We start from the raw sequence: 19013 nt of genomic DNA, 5'->3' as shown, positions 1-19013 counted from the left end.
ACTTTATTTTTTATTTTGCCACGGCTGGACTTTTCTTTAATTGGTTTCCGTAATCATTTTATACAATTCCTGACAGTACGCAAACTTGTCATTTTGCTGATTTCGTTTATATTCCTGCCCGGTTTCATAAACCGAGACCTGAAACCAATTTAGTATCCGGACAGCCATATTTTGGGCTAATGGATTTTTATCGTCTGCCTTCATCACATTCAGATCGTTAATTTCAGATTTCCAAAACTTAAAATTAGTCACAGGCTTAGTCGATTTTAATTCCTGGTCGAAACGATGCCAGAGTTTATCTAAAATTTCGTTTTCCAAAACCTTTATTTTCTCTGTTTTTGCTGTTCCCTCTTTGTACGGTTTGGATTTTTTGATTTCGGTAATCTTGGCCCTTAGAAAATTATCATCAGTTGTATTCAAAAAAGTAATTCCTTTTTCATAGGCATTCACCGAAAGCAACAGTTCATTATTTGCCTTTAGGCTATCGGCAATTCGCAGATTGGTGTCATAAATTCTTTTAAGAACGGAATCGTTTTTGGGTCTTATATTTTTCCTGTAGGCCTGAATTTCCAGCCAGTCAAAGGCGCGGAGCATTTCAGACGGTTTCGGCCAGGCATGTTCGTCATGCGTACTAAAAAGCGTGTTTACAATCTTTGCGTTGTTAAGCCACGCTTTGTTTTCTGTCATTTCCAGGTAATTCATATCCCTGTCTCCCACCATACCCACATAAGAGAAATTATTAGAAGGCGGTATAAACTTATCCATATCATTAAAAGAAGCGCCACAAGCAATGACGCCCTGAAAAACGCCTGTGGAGATCCCGAAATAACTGGCCAAGCGCGCACCACCCGAAAAACCGGCGATATACAGTTGTGAAGTATCAATCCTGTAACTTTCCAATACAGCATCAAATAATCTGTTGGCGATCGCAATATTGTTTTGGGTGGATCCGTTTTTTAACGTATTCGAGCATACCAAAATATACTGGTACGTTTCGGCAGCCGGAATAAAGGGCGCAATGCCTTCTTTGCCTCTTGCAGCCGGTTCAAAAATAAAAACCACTGCCAATGGCGTTTTTCCATCGTATTTTTTAGGGAAATAAATGGTATACGATTCTGTTGGAGCAGTGGCCACTTTCACCGAATCGATAATAACGCCCGTTGGTAGCGATGGCTTGTCCTGCGTATACCCAAAAACCGTAACCAAAAGAAAGAGAATAGAATAGACAGCTTTTTTCATAACACTAAAATAAAAAAAATACATATTCCTTCTACAATTCCCTTCAACTTGAAACAATGCAAGATACTCTCCTATTATTTTTCTAAAAGTTAAATTTAAATTCCTTTGTAGGTGGTAACTTATCCTTATTCCATTCTAACTGAATGTATTTTGATGCATGTTCTTTCATATCAGGAAAATTATCAAGTAAAATCGCCGAACCCCCATTTTTTACTGCTTCTTTTACCAATTTAAATGTAAGCTCAGCTCCTTGAGCATCCAGTCCTGCTAAATCAAATATTATATCTTTTGTTTTTGAAAAAGCTACATATAAACTTATTAGCTTTCGTTGGGTTCCTCCCAGACTATTCATCTTAGTTTTCCTTGTAACATATTTATCTTCAAACAGTTTTACTAGAAAAGGATTGGTTAGATCTGCGTCTTTTTTAACGTATCTGTTAACTTTTGAAGGAAAAAAAACATCTATGAAATTCGACTCTCTAAAATAATCAACAAACATCATTCTTTTATTTGTAGTAACATTTTCATGTTTTATATTGCCACAAAAAATATCCTTTAGAAACATTTCAGTATCATAGTAATAGCCTCCTCCAAATAAATACAAAACAACGACTTCGCTTTCTAGCAAAACAAAAGCCGGCACATAAAAAGAATCTGTTTTGATTCCTTTATTTTCTATTACAATATTCATTATAACTTCAAGATTTGGTTTTAAATATACAATAAAAAATACTGCGAAAGATTTGCATTAAAATAGAAAAGCACCAACCGTGGCTGATGCTTTTTTATGAATAACCGTATTGCTGTGCGAAGTCTCCCGACTTCGTACTCGTCGTTATATTCCGTTTCAATTATTTTTTTATTCTCTTTGTGGATTATTGGAGCGGGTACGAAGTCGGGAGACTTCGCACAGCCGATCTCACGAGCAGGACGCTCGCGCTAGCGAGGGAATGATTTTCTTTTTTTGCTATTTCAAAGCGGTGTAAACATAGCCGGTGGTTTCAACCACGGGAACGTAATATTGTCTTTCTCATATTGTGTATCCGTGGTTGAAACCACGGGCTATATTTGATAATAGGATTTTTGTAGTTTTGCTGGCGCTGATGAATTTCAATTGCGAATTTCTTTGTCATGGACGGATTAAAATCCGTCCCTACAATATGCTTTGTTCCTTCGGAACTCTTTTTAAACTTCATCAAAAATAGTCATAATATTGTCATTTCGACGAAGGAGAAATCTTCGCAAGTAACTCTGCAACGAAAGTTCAATCTTTGTCGAGCTTCTCGTGGGGATTTCTCCTTCGTCGAAATGACAAACTGTGTGGAATATTGTTATTCTGCTGGTGAGAGGATTATTCTACATACCTGTTTTCAAATTCTCTTTTGAATTTATTAATTATTTCTGTTGTATGTTTTTTATTATTCATTTTCGTTAGCCAAATCCAACCATTTTTTACTTTTTCTTTATTGAAAATATATGAACGACCAAAGAGTTCAGTTACAAATACCAATACTAAAAATAACCATATATATAATTGACTATCTCCCAAAGATTCCATCCAAGTATTTAAAGTTTTATTTGCTTTTAGAATAAATCCAATTACTATTGGAAGAATTGTAACGATAAATACAAAAATTGTATAAATTAAATTAAGGTTTCTATTTTTTTTATACGCTCTCCAGCTTGATGCAATATAATCTCCTTCCTCTATATTTTTATATTTTTCTATTTCTAATGCTTCTAATCTCTTTTTTTCTATGTCAAGTCTTTGAATTACTTTTTGTAACTCTTCATTTTGCTTTAAAGTTTCTTGAAAAACTTGTTCCTTCTTTTCTTTTTCCCTAAACAAATCTTCAAAATATGTATCGCTGTTTAAAAATTCTAAAGAATTATCAAGATTATCAATTGAAATCTCTTCTGGTTTATTTGGTTTCTCTCGTAATTCATAACTGATTTCTATAGCAGATTCTTTCGATAAAGTACCATTTTTTAATTGTTCTTGAATTCTTTTGTATTCTTGATAAACAGACTGATTAAGTTGAGAGGATAAAATAATTTGTGCTTTAGTTACAACATCAAATGATTTAGGCAAACTTGATTTATCGCTAAAACCCTTTTTTAATTTAAACCAAAATTTATTTGTGATGTAATCAATATCTTTTGCAAAAGGAATATCATCTGCCTCAAATTTGACTTTTGATTGGTGAGCTAGATATAGAGCAAATCTGTTACCCGTTATAAAAATATGTCCAATTTTTTCAAAATTTATTTTACTTTCCCCCCCTCGAAAATAATTTACTTTTGTGAAAATTTTAAAGAATTGTCTACAAAGGTTTTCATCAAAAAATTTTCCTTTTTTTTCAGATTCATTTTTTAATTCATTTAATATACTTTCATCTTCAACTACATATTCAGGATAATCATAAATAGAACTTTTAAATTCCTTTAAATAAATCCCCATAGATTTTAAATCATTTTCAAATTTTATTCTTTTACTAACTATATCGCTAGGATTAGAACATTCATTTAATATTGATTTCATCGCTGTTTTACTTGTATCTAAAGGTATTGAGCCTTTAAGAATACTTTCTGCTGTTTGGAAAAAATAATTTACTTCGTTTTTTGTTTCCTCTAGATAGTAAAGGTTTATTAATTTATCGCCATTTTTGTTTTTACTAGAGGAATTAATTTCCCTTACTAAATTGTAAAAATCATCAAAAATTTGTTTGTAAAGTAAACCATTAAATCCTAGCGAGTTAAATAAATGTTCAGTACTTAAAAAAATTGTTAATTCACTATTCCATTTACCAAGTTCATTTATATCTGCTGTATATTTTATTCCTTGATATAAAATAATCCCTTCCCTTATCAAGTTTAAATTACTTGTAAATTCAAAATTTGATTGGTTTTTAATAATGAATGCACTAATATATTTTGAATACTTATCTGTGACTCCATTGTCCAACAAATATTTATTAAAATTTTCAATTACAAAATACTTTTCGCTTTCAGAAATTTTATTTTTTTCAACTTCTTCAATATAGTTTAATAATTGTTCAATTATAACTTTTTGCTTAGTTTGGATTGAAATAAATTCGGTGTTTAATTGTTCAAAATCATCTTTAATAATTGTATCAAAGACATAATGACCATCTCTAGAGCTTACGGTATCTTTAAGCCTATTTCTTACGGTTGTTCTTACTACAGATTCAGGAATTTTAAAATCATAGATTTTTTCTAATAAATACGTAAGTTCAGTTGATGTTATTGTCCATTTATTTTCTTGTACAACAACTCCCTTAATAAATTCAGCTAAAATATCGGTAACACTTGTAAATTTATCATTGTTGTAAAGTTCACTAAATAGTGCAACTGATGCAATTAAATTATTTTCGTTCATTTTTTATTTTATTTTTCTAATATTTTTTTTAGAATATTTCCAAAAACGTTGTAGTTTTTTGATTTTATTTTTTGTGATTCGTGATTTTAAAATTTCTTTATACTTACTATCCAAATTATCTATAAATAAATTTCATTTATCTTTCCAATATAGATGCAATTTTTTTTTAATTTTTATTTTCGAAAACAAATTCAACATAGTAATTAAGTCTATTTTTTTTTACTTTTTCAGTAAAAATATATGGTTTCGGTATTGAAAATATAAACAATGATTTTTCTCTCTTGCTTGCTCAAGCATCCTGTTCTTGCAACATAAATATCTATATTGTTAATTATTCATGTAGTATTGGTTTTTAATCAAATGTATTAAAAGCTTTGTAATAATAAGCACGTATAAATACCCGCTAATAAAGTATTCATAATTATTGTTGGAGGTCTCCCTACTTCATAATCTCACTATATTCCATTCAATTATTTCTTTTCATAAAAACAAAAAAACCTCCCATTATCTGAGAGGTTTTTCCATAAATATAAAAAAGCAAATTCTACATATTCCTTCTATACTGCCCACCCACTTCAAACAAAGCCGAAGTAATCTGACCCAGCGAACAAACCTTTGTAGCTTCCATTAAATGTGCGAATAAGTTTTCGTTTTTAATGGCGGCTTCCTGCAGTTTGTTTAAGTGCTCGTTTACTTTTGCTTCGTGAAACTGGTGCAGGTTATCGAGCATGGTAATCTGATATTGTTTTTCTTCTTCGGTGGCGCGAATGACTTCTGCCGGAATTACCGTTGGCGAACCTTTGGAACTCAGGAAGGTGTTGACACCCACAATTGGGAAATCTCCATTGTGTTTCAGGGTTTCGTAATACAGGCTTTCTTCCTGGATTTTAGAACGCTGGTACATGGTTTCCATTGCCCCAAGAACACCACCACGTTCTGTGATTCGGTCGAATTCCTGCAGAACGGCTGCTTCTACCAAATCGGTTAATTCTTCGATGATAAACGATCCCTGAATCGGGTTTTCGTTTTTCGCCAGTCCTAATTCTTTATTGATAATCAACTGAATCGCCATCGCTCTGCGCACTGATTCTTCGGTTGGTGTGGTAATCGCTTCGTCGTAAGCATTCGTGTGCAGGGAATTACAGTTGTCGTAAATCGCATACAAAGCCTGCAAAGTGGTTCTGATATCATTGAAATCAATTTCCTGCGCGTGTAACGAACGTCCGGAAGTCTGAATATGGTATTTCAGCATCTGTGCTCTTTCGTTGGCGCCGTATTTGTTTTTCATGGCTTTCGCCCAGATTTTACGTGCCACACGTCCAATTACCGAATATTCAGGATCTACTCCGTTCGAGAAGAAGAACGATAAGTTAGGTCCAAAATCATTGATGCTCATGCCACGGCTCAAATAATATTCCACGTAAGTGAAACCATTCGAAAGCGTAAAGGCCAATTGCGTAATCGGGTTGGCTCCTGCTTCGGCAATATGGTAGCCTGAAATCGAAACCGAATAAAAGTTACGAACGTTTTGGGTAATAAAATATTCCTGCACGTCACCCATCAATCGCAACGCAAATTCGGTCGAGAAAATACAGGTATTTTGTGCCTGATCTTCTTTCAGGATATCAGCCTGAACCGTTCCACGAACTTGTGACAGGGTTCTGACTTTGATTTCGTTGTACACTTCCAAAGGTAAAACCTCATCTCCGGTAACCCCCAAAAGCATTAATCCTAAACCATTGTTTCCTGCCGGTAAATCACCCTGGTATCTTGGGCGTTCCAGTCCTTTGGCTTTATAGATCTGGTTGATTTTAGCGTCAACTTCTTTTTCTAATTCGTTCTCCTTAATATAGTACTCACATTGCTGATCGATGGCGGCATTCATAAAGAAACCTAACAGCATTGGTGCCGGACCGTTGATGGTCATACTTACTGAGGTCATGGCATGTACCAGATCGAAACCGGAATACAGTTTCTTGGCATCGTCCAGACAACAGATCGAAACTCCGGCATTCCCGATTTTCCCGTAAATATCAGGACGGATATCGGGATCATTTCCGTATAAAGTCACACTGTCAAAAGCGGTTGAAAGCCTTTTTGCCGGCAAGCCCGCACTTACGTAGTGAAAACGTTTGTTGGTTCTTTCCGGTCCGCCCTCGCCCGCAAACATTCGGGACGGATCTTCGCCTTCACGCTTAAACGGATATAATCCTGAGGCAAAAGGAAATTCTCCCGGTACATTTTCCTGTAAATTCCAACGCAGGATATCACCCCACGCCTCATATTTAGGTAAAGCTATTTTTGGAATCTGTAAATGCGATAAACTCTCGGTATGCGTGGCAATTTTGATTTCCTTATCACGAACTTTAAACGAGTACACCGGATTTTTGTATTTGTTTACTTTTTCGTCCCAATTCAGGATAATTTCCCAATTGTACGGATCTAAATCCATTTTTACTTTGTCGAACTGATTCAGTAGAAGATTTAGGAAGATTCTGTTTTCGTCAAGCCCTTCGACTCCGCTCAGGGTGACACTATTGTCATCGATTCCGGCTTTGGTAATTTGCGGTACTTTTCCGGAAACGGATTCTATGGTTTTAAAAATTCCGTATAGTTTCTGTGCTACTTTTTGCTGTGAAAGGGCCGTTTCATCATATCCTCTGTTGCTCTCGGCAATTTCAGATAAATAACGGGTACGGTGTGGCGGAATCACAAAGATTTTCTCGCTCATTTCACGCGTAATTTCAAAAGTCGAATGCAGGTTAGATTCCGTTTTTTCGACAATTTTATCCATAATCGCTTTGTAAAGCGTATTCATTCCCGGATCGTTAAACTGCGAAGCAATCGTTCCGAAAACCGGCATCTCATCCGGGTTTTTATCCCACAGATTGTGATTACGCTGGTATTGTTTTTTGACATCACGAATGGCGTCTAACGCTCCCCTTTTGTCGAATTTATTCAACGCTACTAAATCAGCAAAATCAAGCATGTCGATTTTCTCCAATTGTGTTGCTGCACCAAATTCCGGAGTCATTACATATAAGGATACATCAGAATGGTCCATAATCTCGGTATCCGATTGTCCGATTCCGGATGTTTCCAGAATAATCAGATCGTATTTGGCGGCTTTTAAAACCTGAATCGCCTCAGCTACATATTTGGACAACGCCAGATTGGACTGACGTGTGGCAAGTGAACGCATATAAACTCTTGGGTTATTGATCGCGTTCATTCGGATTCGGTCTCCTAAAAGAGCCCCTCCTGTTTTTCTTTTCGACGGATCGACAGAAATTAACCCGATTGTTTTTTCAGGGAAATCAATTAGAAAACGACGCACCAGTTCATCGACCAAAGAGGACTTTCCGGCGCCACCTGTTCCAGTGATTCCTAAAACCGGAATTTTAGAATCGGCGTTGTTGGTATGAATCTGGTCGAAAACCGGTTTGGCAATTTCAGGAAAATTCTCAGCTGCCGAAATCAAACGGGCAATTGCCGTTGGAATTTTATTTTCGATATGATCGATTTCTCCGTTTAATTTGTCTCCAATCGGATAATCGGAACGTTCTACCAGATCGTTAATCATTCCCTGCAATCCTAATGAACGGCCATCATCCGGAGAATAAATTCTGGTAATGCCATATTCATGTAATTCTGAAATCTCGCTTGGCAGGATTACGCCGCCTCCGCCACCAAAAATCTTAATATGTCCGGCTCCTTTTTCCTGAAGCAGGTCGTACATATATTTAAAGTATTCATTATGTCCGCCCTGGTACGATGTCATGGCAATGGCATTGGCATCTTCCTGAATGGCGGTATTGACCACTTCTTCAACACTACGGTCGTGACCCAGGTGAATTACCTCTACACCGGTGGACTGAATAATACGTCTCATGATATTGATCGCAGCGTCATGTCCGTCAAACAGTGAGGCAGCAGTGACAATTCTTACTTTATTTTTAGGATTATATGGTTTTTGTTGTTCCATTTTATGAATATGATAATTTTAAGGGAGCAATTTACAAAATATTATAATATTTGATCCGCCTTATATCTTTTTGTTAACAAAAAAAAGAAACTTTTTTTAAATGGCCGGGGTAACAATTTAAATCCTTATCTGATTTATCTTATATAAGTCTTATAGAAATGTTAATAACATGGCAATTTCGAAACATTTAAATAAAATACAACAACTTGTTTTCCAGCCATGTAAGTAATTTAGCAGTGTAGAAATGCCCCAAATTTTTACCCGATACTTTCCTACTTCAACTTAAGTAGAACGTAAAATTTAATACAATGAAAACTTTATATCCACTCGCCATAATTCTATTTGTAGGATTCATAACTTCCTCTTTTGAGTCGAACAAAAATGACTTTACAGAAAGTAAAAAATCATATAATTTTTATTTTGATTTCGTACATGATTCTGATCTAGTGATAGATAATGACGTGCTGAATGATTTTTTTAAACGCTATGCCAATTTAAAAAAATACCAAAGCAAAGTTTCTGCCTTATACCAAAACAGAGCTTACGAATCCATCTGGTATGAAGACAATAAAATAACTGAATTTGGTAAATTACTGCACCAAAAACTTAAAGTAACACATGAGGAAGGACTGGAAATCGAAATTCCTTATGAAAATGAGATTGACAAAATCTTTAACACCAAAAGTAAAGAAAGACCATCAAAATTAGATTCAGACCTTTTATTAAGCAGTGCCTACATTATCTATATGAGCCAGGTGTACGAAGGACTGGATGCCGAAACCGTTAAAAAAACAGGCTGGATGCTGCCTAAAAAACAGTTGTCTTACGAAACTTTATTAGATTCTCTTATTGTAAACCCTGCTTTATTAGAGAAAAATGACGAATTGCTTTTTGATCAGTACTATAAATTACAAGGCGCACTGGAAAAATACAGACAAATTGAAAAAGACGGTACCTGGACGCCTATAGAAACTGAAACTCCTTATAAAGACTTACGCCCTGATGCTGTTTCGAAAACAATTGCTCAGGTAAGAAACCGATTGTTTGTAATGGGCGATCTAAAAAACGATTCCAAAAGCGATGTCTACGATCGTGAAATGATGGATGCCGTGATGAAATACAAATTGAGAAATGGTTTTAAACCTAACTATATTTTAGCCGAAGAGCATATTAAAGACATGAATACTCCAATAGCCGATAAAATCACTACACTGGCTGTTAACATGGAACGTTGTCGCTGGATTTCGCCAAAACTGGTAAAAGACAAAGAATATATCATGGTGAATGTGCCTTCTTTTGAATTAGTATATGTAAAAAATGGAAAAACAGAACTGGCATCACGCGTTTTTGTGGGGTCCTTATTAACCAAAACATCCATATTTAGCGGAAATATTGATAAAGTGGTTTTTAGCCCTTACTGGACTGTTCCGCAAAGTATTGTGGATAATGAGCTGAAATCAAAAATTGCATCCGATCCAAATTATCTGGCAGAACATAATATGGAAATGAAAAATGGTCTGGTGCGACAAAAACCGGGTCCAGAAAACTCTCTTGGGTTAGTGAAATTTATTTTCCCGAATCCGGAAGATATTTATATGCACGATACACCGGCAAAAACACTGTTTGATTTTGAAAAAAGAACGTTCAGCCACGGATGTATTAATGTAAAAGAAGCCAAAAATTTAGCTATTGCCATGCTGAAAGATTATCCGGAATGGACCGCTGACAGAATCAATAAAGCAATGGAAGGTAAAGAAGAAACTACTTTTAAATTACCAAACAAAGTACCAATCTACATTTGTTATTTTACTTCATGGGTAAATGAATCAGGCGAAATTAGCTTTTTTCAGGATGTTTATGAGAAAGATAACGATCTGAACAAAATCATGTTTCAGGAATCTATGGCATTTAACAATTAAAATAAGATTCTAAAAACAGATATTTAAGTTTTTTACCGGGTAATTTTAGGTTTGATTTAGAATTTGAAAGAAAAAAGAATATCTTTCAGGTAGTAAATTCAAATTTAAAATTACCCTTTTTTTTATATGGAAGAAAATTATAACGAAGTAAAGAAAAACTGGTGGGACAGAAACTGGAAATGGTTTGTTCCAACCGGATGTTTAAGCCTTATCGTTCTTTTTGGTTTGTTTATTGCCGGGATTTTTTTCGGAGTCACTTCATTCATGAAAGATTCTGATGTCTATAAAGATGCTATCTATCAGGTAAGACAGAACAAAGAAGTGATACAGCAATTGGGAAGTCCTGTTGAAACAGACGGAATGCCTTCGGGAAGTATTAATGTTAGCAATAATACAGGTGAATGTGATTTGGAAATCCCGATAAAAGGTTCAAAAGGAACGGGGATTTTATTCGTAACAGCCCATAAAAGAGTAAAATGGACGTATGACGAATTAACCGTTTATGTTAATGCAACCGAGAAAGAAATTAATTTACTGGAGAAATAAAATTACAACATTCAGATCCCTTTCAATTTATGAATACACGACTTCTCGCCCTGCTCCTCTTTTTAAGCCTTAATGCTGCTGCCTCTAAAACATCATTCAGCCGTCAGGTTCTTCCTTTACATAAGAAATGTTACGATTCAATACTTTCAGACCAGGGTGTTAAAATATTCTGGCTGGAAAATGATACTTTCCATATAAATGAAAGTTATCTTAAAACCATAATCCAGCAGCAACGTGCCGCTTTGGGCTATGTTACGACTTTTGTAGGCAATGATTGCGACTGGGACGGGGATAAAAAAACGGACGGAAGTAATTTAAAATGTAAATTACTGGCAGCTCTTGAGCTGGGGTATCAGTGTTCGGAGAAACATCTGTCTTTTTTAAGAGAATGGTTCAAAGGAGATCAAAAAATTCTTGAAGATTTACAGACATGCAAAAGAACGCCCGCTTCGGCCAATATTCAGGACAGTTTTATCGAACTCCGCATGCTTACCGTTGATAATACCATTACCATCACGTACAGTGCCGTTGGTTTCGATTTTAAGGCGAGACATAAATGGAACTGGACTGAAGAATCTATCTTTACTTTCACCAAAAATGAAATCAAACGCACCAGCAGAAAAAACATTGAAGGTGGATTTAATTAACGATCCGCAATTTAAAATAACATCCTATGAAATCATTCTTACTTTTATGTGCTGCCTTCCTAAGCACTATTGTCCTCTCAGCACAATCTGATGCAAGATACCATACCCATACCGAACGAATTGCACAATTTTCAAAACCCAATAAACTTTTATCCAGTACCATCGATGCGGAAGGAAATGGTTCGCTGGAATATACGAATCCTAAAAATCAGGTGCTTCGTTTTCGATTATTGAATCATAGACTTCAAATACAACATGGCGGCATTGCTTTCCAGTTGTTTTCGTACCAGAATAATGAACTGCAAAAAATAGAAAATTTTGACCTGCAGGGAAAATTAGCCGGGGAAAGGGTCTCTCAAAATGAAGCCGTAACAGAATTTATAATAGAGAAAAAAGACGAATACCTGAAGAAAAAGAAATTGATTGATGCTGCTGAAGGAAATATCGACCTCGCAGATGATAGTCAGGAAAAAATCATCCGAGTAAAATTACTGGACAGCAAAAGAAAACCCATATCCGAAAAAGAACCATCTTATATCTCCAGTAAAACGTATTGGAATTACGCCGTCAGGATGTACTGGCCTTAACAAAATTAAATTCGTTGTACTCCCATTTTAAATTAAAAACAGGAATATAAGCTGTAATGTTAATTCTAAAACAAATTGTTTCTGCTGCTGAAATAAAATTGTGGCGTTGTTTTTGAATAAGTAGTATTTTTGAAACTTAATAAATCCCCAATAAATGAAAAAGATTATCATTCTGGCACTCGCATTTTCGCTTACTTCCTGTGCCCAGGTACAACAGACATTAAACCAGTTACCGCAATTATCCTCACAGTTTCCAGGAGTTGGAGGTGTTGACATTGCTTCCGGTCTAAAAGAAGCTTTAAATAAAGGAATTACACAACAGGTAAGTAAACTAACGGCCGTTGACGGTTTTTACAAAAATGAAGCCGTGAAAATCTTAATGCCGGAAGAACTACAAAAAGTAGATGCTACTTTGCGAAAAATAGGATTAAGCTCTCTTGCCGATGAAGGAATCAAAGTGTTGAACCGCGCTGCAGAAGATGCCGTAAAAGAAGCCACACCAATATTTGTTTCGGCAGTAAAAAATATGTCTTTTACTGATGCGAAAAATATTTTGTTAGGAAACGACAGTGCTGCCACCAGCTATCTGCAAAACAGTACGACAACGGCTTTGTACGGAAAATTTAATCCGGTAATCAAAAGCTCGTTCGAAAAAGTAGGCGCCGATGTGGTTTGGACTAAAATCATCAATAAATACAATACCATCCCTTTGGTTAAGAAAGTAAACCCTGATCTGACCGATTACACGACCAACAAGGCTTTATTAGGTGTCTTTAAAATGATTGCCGTGGAAGAAAAAGAAATCCGTAACAATATCAGCGCAAGAACAACACCTTTGTTAAAAAGTGTTTTTGCCATGCAGGACGGAAAATAATTTTTACTGTTTAACCGTTAAGTCGGTTATTTGTTAAATCGGGATGGCCGGGATAACAATTTAACAAGCAACTAGTAAGCGATTAACCAGATAGACGATTAACCGATTAACCGATTAACCCTATAAACCGAAATGCAAAAAATAACAATTCTGATTCACTGCAAAGACCAAAAAGGAATTATCGCTGCAGTTACTACTTTTATCGCCAAAGTCGAAGGAAATATTATTTATATCGACCAGCATGTTGATGTGGAGCAAAATGTTTTTTTCATGCGTCTCGAATGTGAACTGACCCACTACAACAGCAGCATTGAAGCCATAAAAGAAGAGTTCAGGCAAACCATTGCCACGGATTTTAATATGTCCTGGGACTTGTACAATCAGGAACAAAAGCCGAAAATGGCTTTGTTTGTATCCAAATACGATCATTGTTTGTTTGACATTTTGGGGCGTTACAGTGCTGATGAGCTGAATGTGGAAATTCCGGTGATCATCAGCAATCATAATGATTTGCGATCCATTGCAGAGCGTTTTGATATTCCGTTTCACTGTGTACCTTTTACAAAAGACAATAAGGAAGAAGGTGAAGCCAAACAAATTGAATTACTCAACCGGTATCAGATTAATTTTATCGTTCTGGCGCGTTATATGCAGATTATCACCCCAAAACTGATTTCGCTTTACGAGAATAAAATCATAAATATCCATCATTCGTTTTTACCTGCTTTTCCGGGGGCAAAACCATATCATTCGGCTTTTAAACGCGGTGTGAAGATTATTGGGGCCACGAGTCATTATGTCACCGAAGAATTAGATGAAGGCCCGATTATCGAACAGGATATTGCGAGAGTTTCGCATATTCACTCTGTTGAAGATTTTATTATGAAAGGCCGCGACCTCGAACGAATTGTGCTCGCTCGCGCGATCAAACTTCATGCAGAACGTAAAACAATGGTTTACAGCAATAAAACGGTAGTTTTCTCTTAGAAAATTTAACAGACCACTTTAACAAAAACAAACCCGACAGGTTTTTAAAACCTGTCGGGTTTTATCATTTTGAACGGTTTTCCTCATTCAATTGTTAATTTTTATCATGACCTATATTTTTGACATTTAGCATTTTAGCATACATAATGAGAAAGCTTTTGGATATTCATAAATAAAACTGTTTGTCGTTATATTATAATAATTAAACTTTATAAAGAAGTGGAGAATCTTTATAAATAAATATTCAAAAATCTTAACTTATGTCCAACAAAGTAATAACAAAACCTTAACAGCATCAGATTCATATATGTCTGATCTTTGTAATGTAATAAACTGGTTATTTATTATTTTGGTTTTGGTTAGTTAAATGATGCCGGCGTCTTCGAGATGCCGGCATTCTTTTTTTGTATTAGTTTTTGTTTTTTTTTGTTTCAGGTTTAAAGTTTCAGGTTGATTTACTTTTGTGATATTTAACCGCAAGGTTCGCAAAGTTTTCGCAAAGTTCGCAAGGTTTATGTTACATAGCTTTGCGAACTTTGCGTTTTAATAAAACCCTACATTGTAAAATTCTTTGCGTGCTTTGCGGTAAATCATTTTTGTTTTTTTTGTTTCAGGTTTAAAGTTTCAAGTTGATTTACTTTGCGATATTTAAACGCAACGCACGCAAGGTTTTCGCAAAGTTCGCAAGGTTATCACATAGCTTTGCGAACTTTGCGTTTTATAAGACGTCCCATATATAAAAAACCTTTGCGTGCCTTGCGGTTAATTGCCTTGTGGTTAAATTGCCTAGCGGTTAAAATTCATTCTGGATACAACTAAACGAGATTTAGATACTTTCTGAAACTATTGTTGTCAGATCTTTGCTGTATTAATTTTTGAGCTAAAATTTAAAATCGCACTTATGAGTACAATACAAAAATTTAAATTAGGAAATCAGGGACTTATTGTTCCGAATATTGGTTTGGGCTGCATGGGAATGACACAGATTGCCGGAATGGATATTTACGGAAAAGCCGATGAAACCGAAGCAATAGCTACTATACACCGTTCGCTCGAACTGGGAGGTAACTTTTTGGATACAGCCGATTTATATGGGCCTTTATTTAACGAAAGACTGATTGCAAAAGCCATAAAAGGCAATCGAAACGCCTATACTATCGCCACAAAATTTGGTTATGAGATTGATGATAACGAACAGCTTACCTGGCAATTTAATGGGAAAAAGGAATATGTGAAAAAAGCCGTTGAGCGTTCCCTGAAAAACTTAGGCACCGACTATATCGATTTGTACTATTTACACCGCCTTGATCCTAATACGCCAATTGAAGAAACGGTACAAGCGATGTCGGATTTGGTTAAAGAAGGTAAAATAGGCTATATCGGATTGTCTGAAGTGTCATCGGAAACAATTCGCAAGGCACATCAGATTCATCCTTTAACAGCCGTACAGACAGAATATTCTTTATTCGAAAGAAGCGTTGAGGAATCCGGTATTCTGGATACACTGAAAGAACTGGGAATTGGTTTTGTCGCTTACTCACCGCTGGGTCGGGGTTTTATTTCCGGAGACATCAAAAGTCCGGATGATTTTCCTGACAATGATTTCCGAAAAAGCATTCCGCGTTTTCAGGGAGCGCAATTTCAGAAAAATATGGAACTGGTAAAGGAAATCGAAAAATTAGCGGAAGAAAAACAAATTACCGCTTCACAGCTGGCCCTTTCGTGGATTGCCTCTAAAAACATACTGGCAATTCCGGGAACTAAAAGGGTAAAATACGTGGAGCAAAACATTGCAGCCGCCCAGATGATTCTGACGGAAGACGAAATGAAACGTTTAGAAAATATTATTCCGCTCGGTACCATAACCGGCGCCCGATATGATGAAGCCAATATGGCCGGAATTGATCAATAAAAAATCAACAGGAAAGGTTATCTTTACGGTAGCTTTTCCTGTACTTTTCCTTTAACTATTTTGCTATGAAAAAAGAAGTCCACACGCCTTACACCATTCATTCGATTTCAGAAATGCATTCGTTATTGAAAATTCCAAAACCGGAACACCCTTTAGTGAGTTTTGTCGATCTGAGCCAGATTACCTGTCATTTTGATGATAATTTAAAAAGTGTGGTCTATTCTTTTTATACCGTTTGCATCAAAAAAGGCTTTACCGGAAAAATGAAATACGGGCAAAATTTTTATGATTTTGATGAAGGGGTCATGACTTTTATGTCTCCGGGACAGGTGATTTCGACCGAAGTGAGTGTAGACAGTGCCGTCTATGGTGCCATGCTGGTCATACATCCAGATTTTATTCAGAATTATGCTTTGGCAAAAAAGATAAAAGAATACGGCTATTTTTCGTATGATGTGAGTGAAGCGCTCCATCTTTCTGAAAAAGAACAAACCATGATTACCGGGATCATGAAAAATATCGAACAGGAATATTGTTCTTCTATCGATGCTTTTAGCCAGGATGTGATGGTTTCGCATATCGAATTACTTCTTAATTACTGCAACCGGTTTTACAACCGGCAATTTATTACACGAAAAAGTGCCAATAATACGCTCCTAAGCCAATTGGAAAATCTGTTATCCGATTATTTTGAAAGTGATAAAGTACAAAGACTGGGTTTACCAACTGTATCCTATATTTCTGATGAACTGCATGTTTCCCCTAATTATTTAAGCGATATGTTACGGTCCTTAACAGGCCAAAGTACACAGCATCATATTCACGATAAAATTATAGCCAAAGCAAAAGAGCTGCTCACCACCACTTCCTTAAGTGTCAGTGAAACCGCTTTCCAATTGGGTTTTGAGTATCCGCAGTCCTTCAACAAATTATTCAAAAGCAAAACCAATCTTTCGCCTTTAGAATTCAGAAGTTCGTTTAATTAGATTCATCTAACCGCAAGGTCCTGAAATAAAAAACTTTGCAAACTTCGCGTTTAAATCACCACAATCAAAAAATTGGAATTTAATCCCTTAGTCTTTCGTGCAGCAATTTAAAATACGGAAAAGCCTTTAATAACCGGCTTCCGTGCCAGGAGAACATTTCGCCGTCTACGAAGACTGTCTTGGCGTGATGCGTAAAACGTCCGATTTCAAAAGCATCTTCTTCCTTGAAAGGATAAGGTTCTGAGGATAATAAAACCAAATCGGGATCGCCTTCCAGACGCATTTTTTTAAGCTCTATTTCAGGATAGCGCCCTTTGTCTTCGTAAATGTTCTGAAAATGATTGAGTTTTAACAACGCATTGATATACGTATCCTTTCCCGCCACCATAAAAGGGTTTTTCCAGATAAAATAAGCGGTTTTTTTCACTGAAATATCGGCCATGTATTTTTTGAAATCATCTAAAGCAAAGGCCAGCTTGTTGTTCCATTTCTGCGCTTCGGTTCTGCAATTGAAGACCTGACCAAAATCTGAAATCATCTGGAAATTATCTTCGATGGTCACGATATTGGTGACCCAAACTGGACAGATGGTGCTGAGTTGTGCTACAATCTCAGCGGTATTCTCTTCTTTATTGCAGATGATAATATCCGGCTGCAACAGTTTTATTTTTTCGAAGTGGATTTTCTTTGTGCCGCCCACTACTTTCTTTGTCGACTTTAAATGATACGGATGCACGCAGAACTTGGTGATTCCGATGATTTTTTCTTCTAAACCTAAATCATATAATAATTCGGTTTGGGAAGGTACCAACGAAATAATACGTTTTGGCGCCGTTGCAAAAGAATGTAAGGTGCCAAGCTGATCTGAGAATTGTTTCATTTAATTTTTTTTGTTTCGGGTTTTCTTTGTTTCAGGTTTCATGTCGTTTAACCGCGAAGAACGCAAGGTTTTACGCTAAGAACGCAAAGCTTTTTCTTTGTAAACCCATTGCGGTAAATTATGTTCAAAGTAAAGCAACCTGAAACTTTAAACCTGAAACAAAAAACTATTTAGCACCAATAATCGATGCCATTTCCTGCTGCACCTTCAACGCTTCTTCTCTTGCTTTTTCAGCAAAATCAATTCCGTTTGAAGCGTAGATAATCGCTCTGGCAGAATTGACCAGAAGGCCGATTTTAGCATTCATTCCGTATTTGCATACTTCAGACAAACTTCCGCCCTGAGCGCCGATTCCGGGAACCAGCAAAAAGCTGTCCGGAACGATTTTCCGGATGTCTGCAAAATATTCTGCCTTGGTTGCCCCTACCACATACATCAGGTTTTCACTGTTTTTCCATGTTTTGGAAGTTTCGAGAACCTGTTTGTACAGCTCTTTTCCGTTTGTTGTTAAAGTCTGGAAATCGAAAGCGCCTTCATTAGAAGTCAAAGCCAGCATAATGGTATGTTTATTTTCGAAAGCCAGGAAAGGCTCCACAGAATCTTTTCCCATATATGGTGCAACGGTTACACTGTCAAAATTTAAATCTTCGAAAAAAGCTTTGGCGTACATGCTCGAAGTGTTTCCGATATCACCTCGTTTGGCATCGGCGATGGTAAAAATATCGGGGTGCTTTTCGTTGATGTAATTAATCGTTTTCTGAAGCGAAAGCCATCCTTTTATACCATACGCTTCGAAAAAAGCCGTGTTGGGTTTGTATCCTACCGTTAAATCGTGTGTAGCATCGATTATGGCTTTATTGAATTCGAAAATAGGATCTTCGGTTTCTAATAAGTGAGGTGGAATCTTCGTTAAATCAGGATCTAATCCAACGCATAAAAATGATTTTTTCAGAAGAATTTGTTCGTGTAGTTGTTGTGTAGTCATTCTTGTTTTTTTAATTCTTCTACTTGGTAAGAAGCCGTTCTTTTTTAGAAGTATGCAAAAATAAAA

Annotated in this window: 14 protein-coding genes; 8 read left to right on the top strand and 6 right to left on the bottom strand. The window is 36.1% G+C overall.

All coding sequences use genetic code 11. The annotated features are described in order from the left end of the window. Nucleotides 1-36 precede the first annotated feature (36 nt). The 4 genes from LPB89_RS12745 to LPB89_RS12730 all read right to left on the bottom strand — a co-directional run bounded on the left by LPB89_RS12745 (nucleotide 37) and on the right by LPB89_RS12730 (nucleotide 8624). Nucleotides 37-1239 (bottom strand): hypothetical protein, encoded by a 1203-nt coding sequence (locus tag LPB89_RS12745; RefSeq protein WP_230702166.1) that lies wholly within the window; start codon nucleotides 1237-1239, stop codon nucleotides 37-39. A gap of 82 nt (nucleotides 1240-1321) precedes the next feature. Then, a complete protein-coding gene (locus LPB89_RS12740) occupies nucleotides 1322-1930 on the bottom strand; it encodes a hypothetical protein (RefSeq protein ID WP_230702165.1) in 609 nt (202 codons plus the stop codon). A 660-nt stretch (nucleotides 1931-2590) separates the two neighbouring features. Next, nucleotides 2591-4639: a hypothetical protein gene (locus tag LPB89_RS12735; RefSeq protein WP_230702164.1), complete on the bottom strand. Its 2049-nt coding sequence runs from the start codon at nucleotides 4637-4639 to the stop codon at nucleotides 2591-2593. Nucleotides 4640-5183: 544 nt separating this feature from the next. Beyond that, a complete protein-coding gene (locus LPB89_RS12730) occupies nucleotides 5184-8624 on the bottom strand; it encodes a methylmalonyl-CoA mutase family protein (RefSeq protein WP_230702163.1) in 3441 nt (1146 codons plus the stop codon). Nucleotides 8625-8932: 308 nt separating this feature from the next. On the opposite strand from LPB89_RS12730, the gene LPB89_RS12725 reads away from it, so the two are divergent. From LPB89_RS12725 to LPB89_RS12690, 8 genes are all read left to right on the top strand, one after another. Beyond that, complete coding sequence (locus tag LPB89_RS12725) at nucleotides 8933-10543, top strand: murein L,D-transpeptidase (protein WP_230702162.1); 1611 nt, start codon at nucleotides 8933-8935, stop codon at nucleotides 10541-10543. 126 nt (nucleotides 10544-10669) lie between these two features. Then, nucleotides 10670-11089, top strand: a complete 420-nt coding sequence (locus LPB89_RS12720; protein WP_230702161.1) for a cytochrome c oxidase assembly factor Coa1 family protein — start codon at nucleotides 10670-10672, stop codon at nucleotides 11087-11089. 29 nt (nucleotides 11090-11118) lie between these two features. Next, a complete protein-coding gene (locus LPB89_RS12715; protein WP_230702160.1) occupies nucleotides 11119-11736 on the top strand; it encodes a hypothetical protein in 618 nt (205 codons plus the stop codon). Nucleotides 11737-11762: 26 nt separating this feature from the next. Further along, nucleotides 11763-12323 (top strand): hypothetical protein, encoded by a 561-nt coding sequence (locus LPB89_RS12710; RefSeq protein ID WP_230702159.1) that lies wholly within the window; start codon nucleotides 11763-11765, stop codon nucleotides 12321-12323. Nucleotides 12324-12477: 154 nt separating this feature from the next. Beyond that, the gene (locus LPB89_RS12705; RefSeq protein ID WP_230702158.1) at nucleotides 12478-13197 is read left to right on the top strand and encodes a DUF4197 domain-containing protein; all 720 of its coding nucleotides are present in this window, start codon (nucleotides 12478-12480) and stop codon (nucleotides 13195-13197) included. 132 nt (nucleotides 13198-13329) lie between these two features. Further along, nucleotides 13330-14184: a formyltetrahydrofolate deformylase gene (gene purU / locus LPB89_RS12700; protein WP_127337000.1), complete on the top strand. Its 855-nt coding sequence runs from the start codon at nucleotides 13330-13332 to the stop codon at nucleotides 14182-14184. Nucleotides 14185-15085: 901 nt separating this feature from the next. Further along, entirely contained in the window at nucleotides 15086-16096 is a 1011-nt protein-coding gene (locus LPB89_RS12695; RefSeq protein ID WP_230702157.1) for an aldo/keto reductase, read from the top strand. 65 nt (nucleotides 16097-16161) lie between these two features. Then, nucleotides 16162-17082 carry an AraC family transcriptional regulator gene (locus LPB89_RS12690; protein ID WP_230702156.1) on the top strand — a complete coding sequence of 307 codons (921 nt, stop codon included), beginning with the start codon at nucleotides 16162-16164 and terminating at the stop codon, nucleotides 17080-17082. A gap of 79 nt (nucleotides 17083-17161) precedes the next feature. On the opposite strand, the gene LPB89_RS12685 is transcribed toward LPB89_RS12690, so the two are convergent. Continuing rightward, complete coding sequence (locus LPB89_RS12685; protein ID WP_230702155.1) at nucleotides 17162-17962, bottom strand: ABC transporter substrate-binding protein; 801 nt, start codon at nucleotides 17960-17962, stop codon at nucleotides 17162-17164. 166 nt (nucleotides 17963-18128) lie between these two features. After that, nucleotides 18129-18947 (bottom strand): orotidine-5'-phosphate decarboxylase, encoded by an 819-nt coding sequence (gene pyrF / locus LPB89_RS12680; protein ID WP_230702154.1) that lies wholly within the window; start codon nucleotides 18945-18947, stop codon nucleotides 18129-18131. Nucleotides 18948-19013: the final 66 nt, after the last annotated feature.

The sequence above is a fragment of the Flavobacterium sp. ENC genome, from assembly GCF_020991415.1.
Taxonomy (GTDB): Bacteria; Bacteroidota; Bacteroidia; order Flavobacteriales; family Flavobacteriaceae; genus Flavobacterium.
The sequence above is the reverse complement of the archived record's forward strand: the minus strand, read 5'-3'. Positions and strand labels throughout refer to the sequence as shown.

Excerpts from the sequence above, each read along its gene's own strand:
- LPB89_RS12735 (WP_230702164.1), bottom strand. The coding sequence starts at position 4,639 with ATGAACGAAAATAATTTAATTGCATCAGTTGCACTATTTAGTGAACTT.
- LPB89_RS12695 (WP_230702157.1), top strand. The coding sequence starts at position 15,086 with ATGAGTACAATACAAAAATTTAAATTAGGAAATCAGGGACTTATTGTT.
- LPB89_RS12740 (WP_230702165.1), bottom strand. The coding sequence starts at position 1,930 with ATGAATATTGTAATAGAAAATAAAGGAATCAAAACAGATTCTTTTTAT.
- LPB89_RS12710 (WP_230702159.1), top strand. The coding sequence starts at position 11,763 with ATGAAATCATTCTTACTTTTATGTGCTGCCTTCCTAAGCACTATTGTC.
- pyrF (WP_230702154.1), bottom strand. The coding sequence starts at position 18,947 with ATGACTACACAACAACTACACGAACAAATTCTTCTGAAAAAATCATTT.
- LPB89_RS12685 (WP_230702155.1), bottom strand. The coding sequence starts at position 17,962 with ATGAAACAATTCTCAGATCAGCTTGGCACCTTACATTCTTTTGCAACG.
- LPB89_RS12715 (WP_230702160.1), top strand. The coding sequence starts at position 11,119 with ATGAATACACGACTTCTCGCCCTGCTCCTCTTTTTAAGCCTTAATGCT.
- LPB89_RS12705 (WP_230702158.1), top strand. The coding sequence starts at position 12,478 with ATGAAAAAGATTATCATTCTGGCACTCGCATTTTCGCTTACTTCCTGT.
- LPB89_RS12690 (WP_230702156.1), top strand. The coding sequence starts at position 16,162 with ATGAAAAAAGAAGTCCACACGCCTTACACCATTCATTCGATTTCAGAA.
- purU (WP_127337000.1), top strand. The coding sequence starts at position 13,330 with ATGCAAAAAATAACAATTCTGATTCACTGCAAAGACCAAAAAGGAATT.
- LPB89_RS12720 (WP_230702161.1), top strand. The coding sequence starts at position 10,670 with ATGGAAGAAAATTATAACGAAGTAAAGAAAAACTGGTGGGACAGAAAC.
- LPB89_RS12725 (WP_230702162.1), top strand. The coding sequence starts at position 8,933 with ATGAAAACTTTATATCCACTCGCCATAATTCTATTTGTAGGATTCATA.
- LPB89_RS12745 (WP_230702166.1), bottom strand. The coding sequence starts at position 1,239 with ATGAAAAAAGCTGTCTATTCTATTCTCTTTCTTTTGGTTACGGTTTTT.
- LPB89_RS12730 (WP_230702163.1), bottom strand. The coding sequence starts at position 8,624 with ATGGAACAACAAAAACCATATAATCCTAAAAATAAAGTAAGAATTGTC.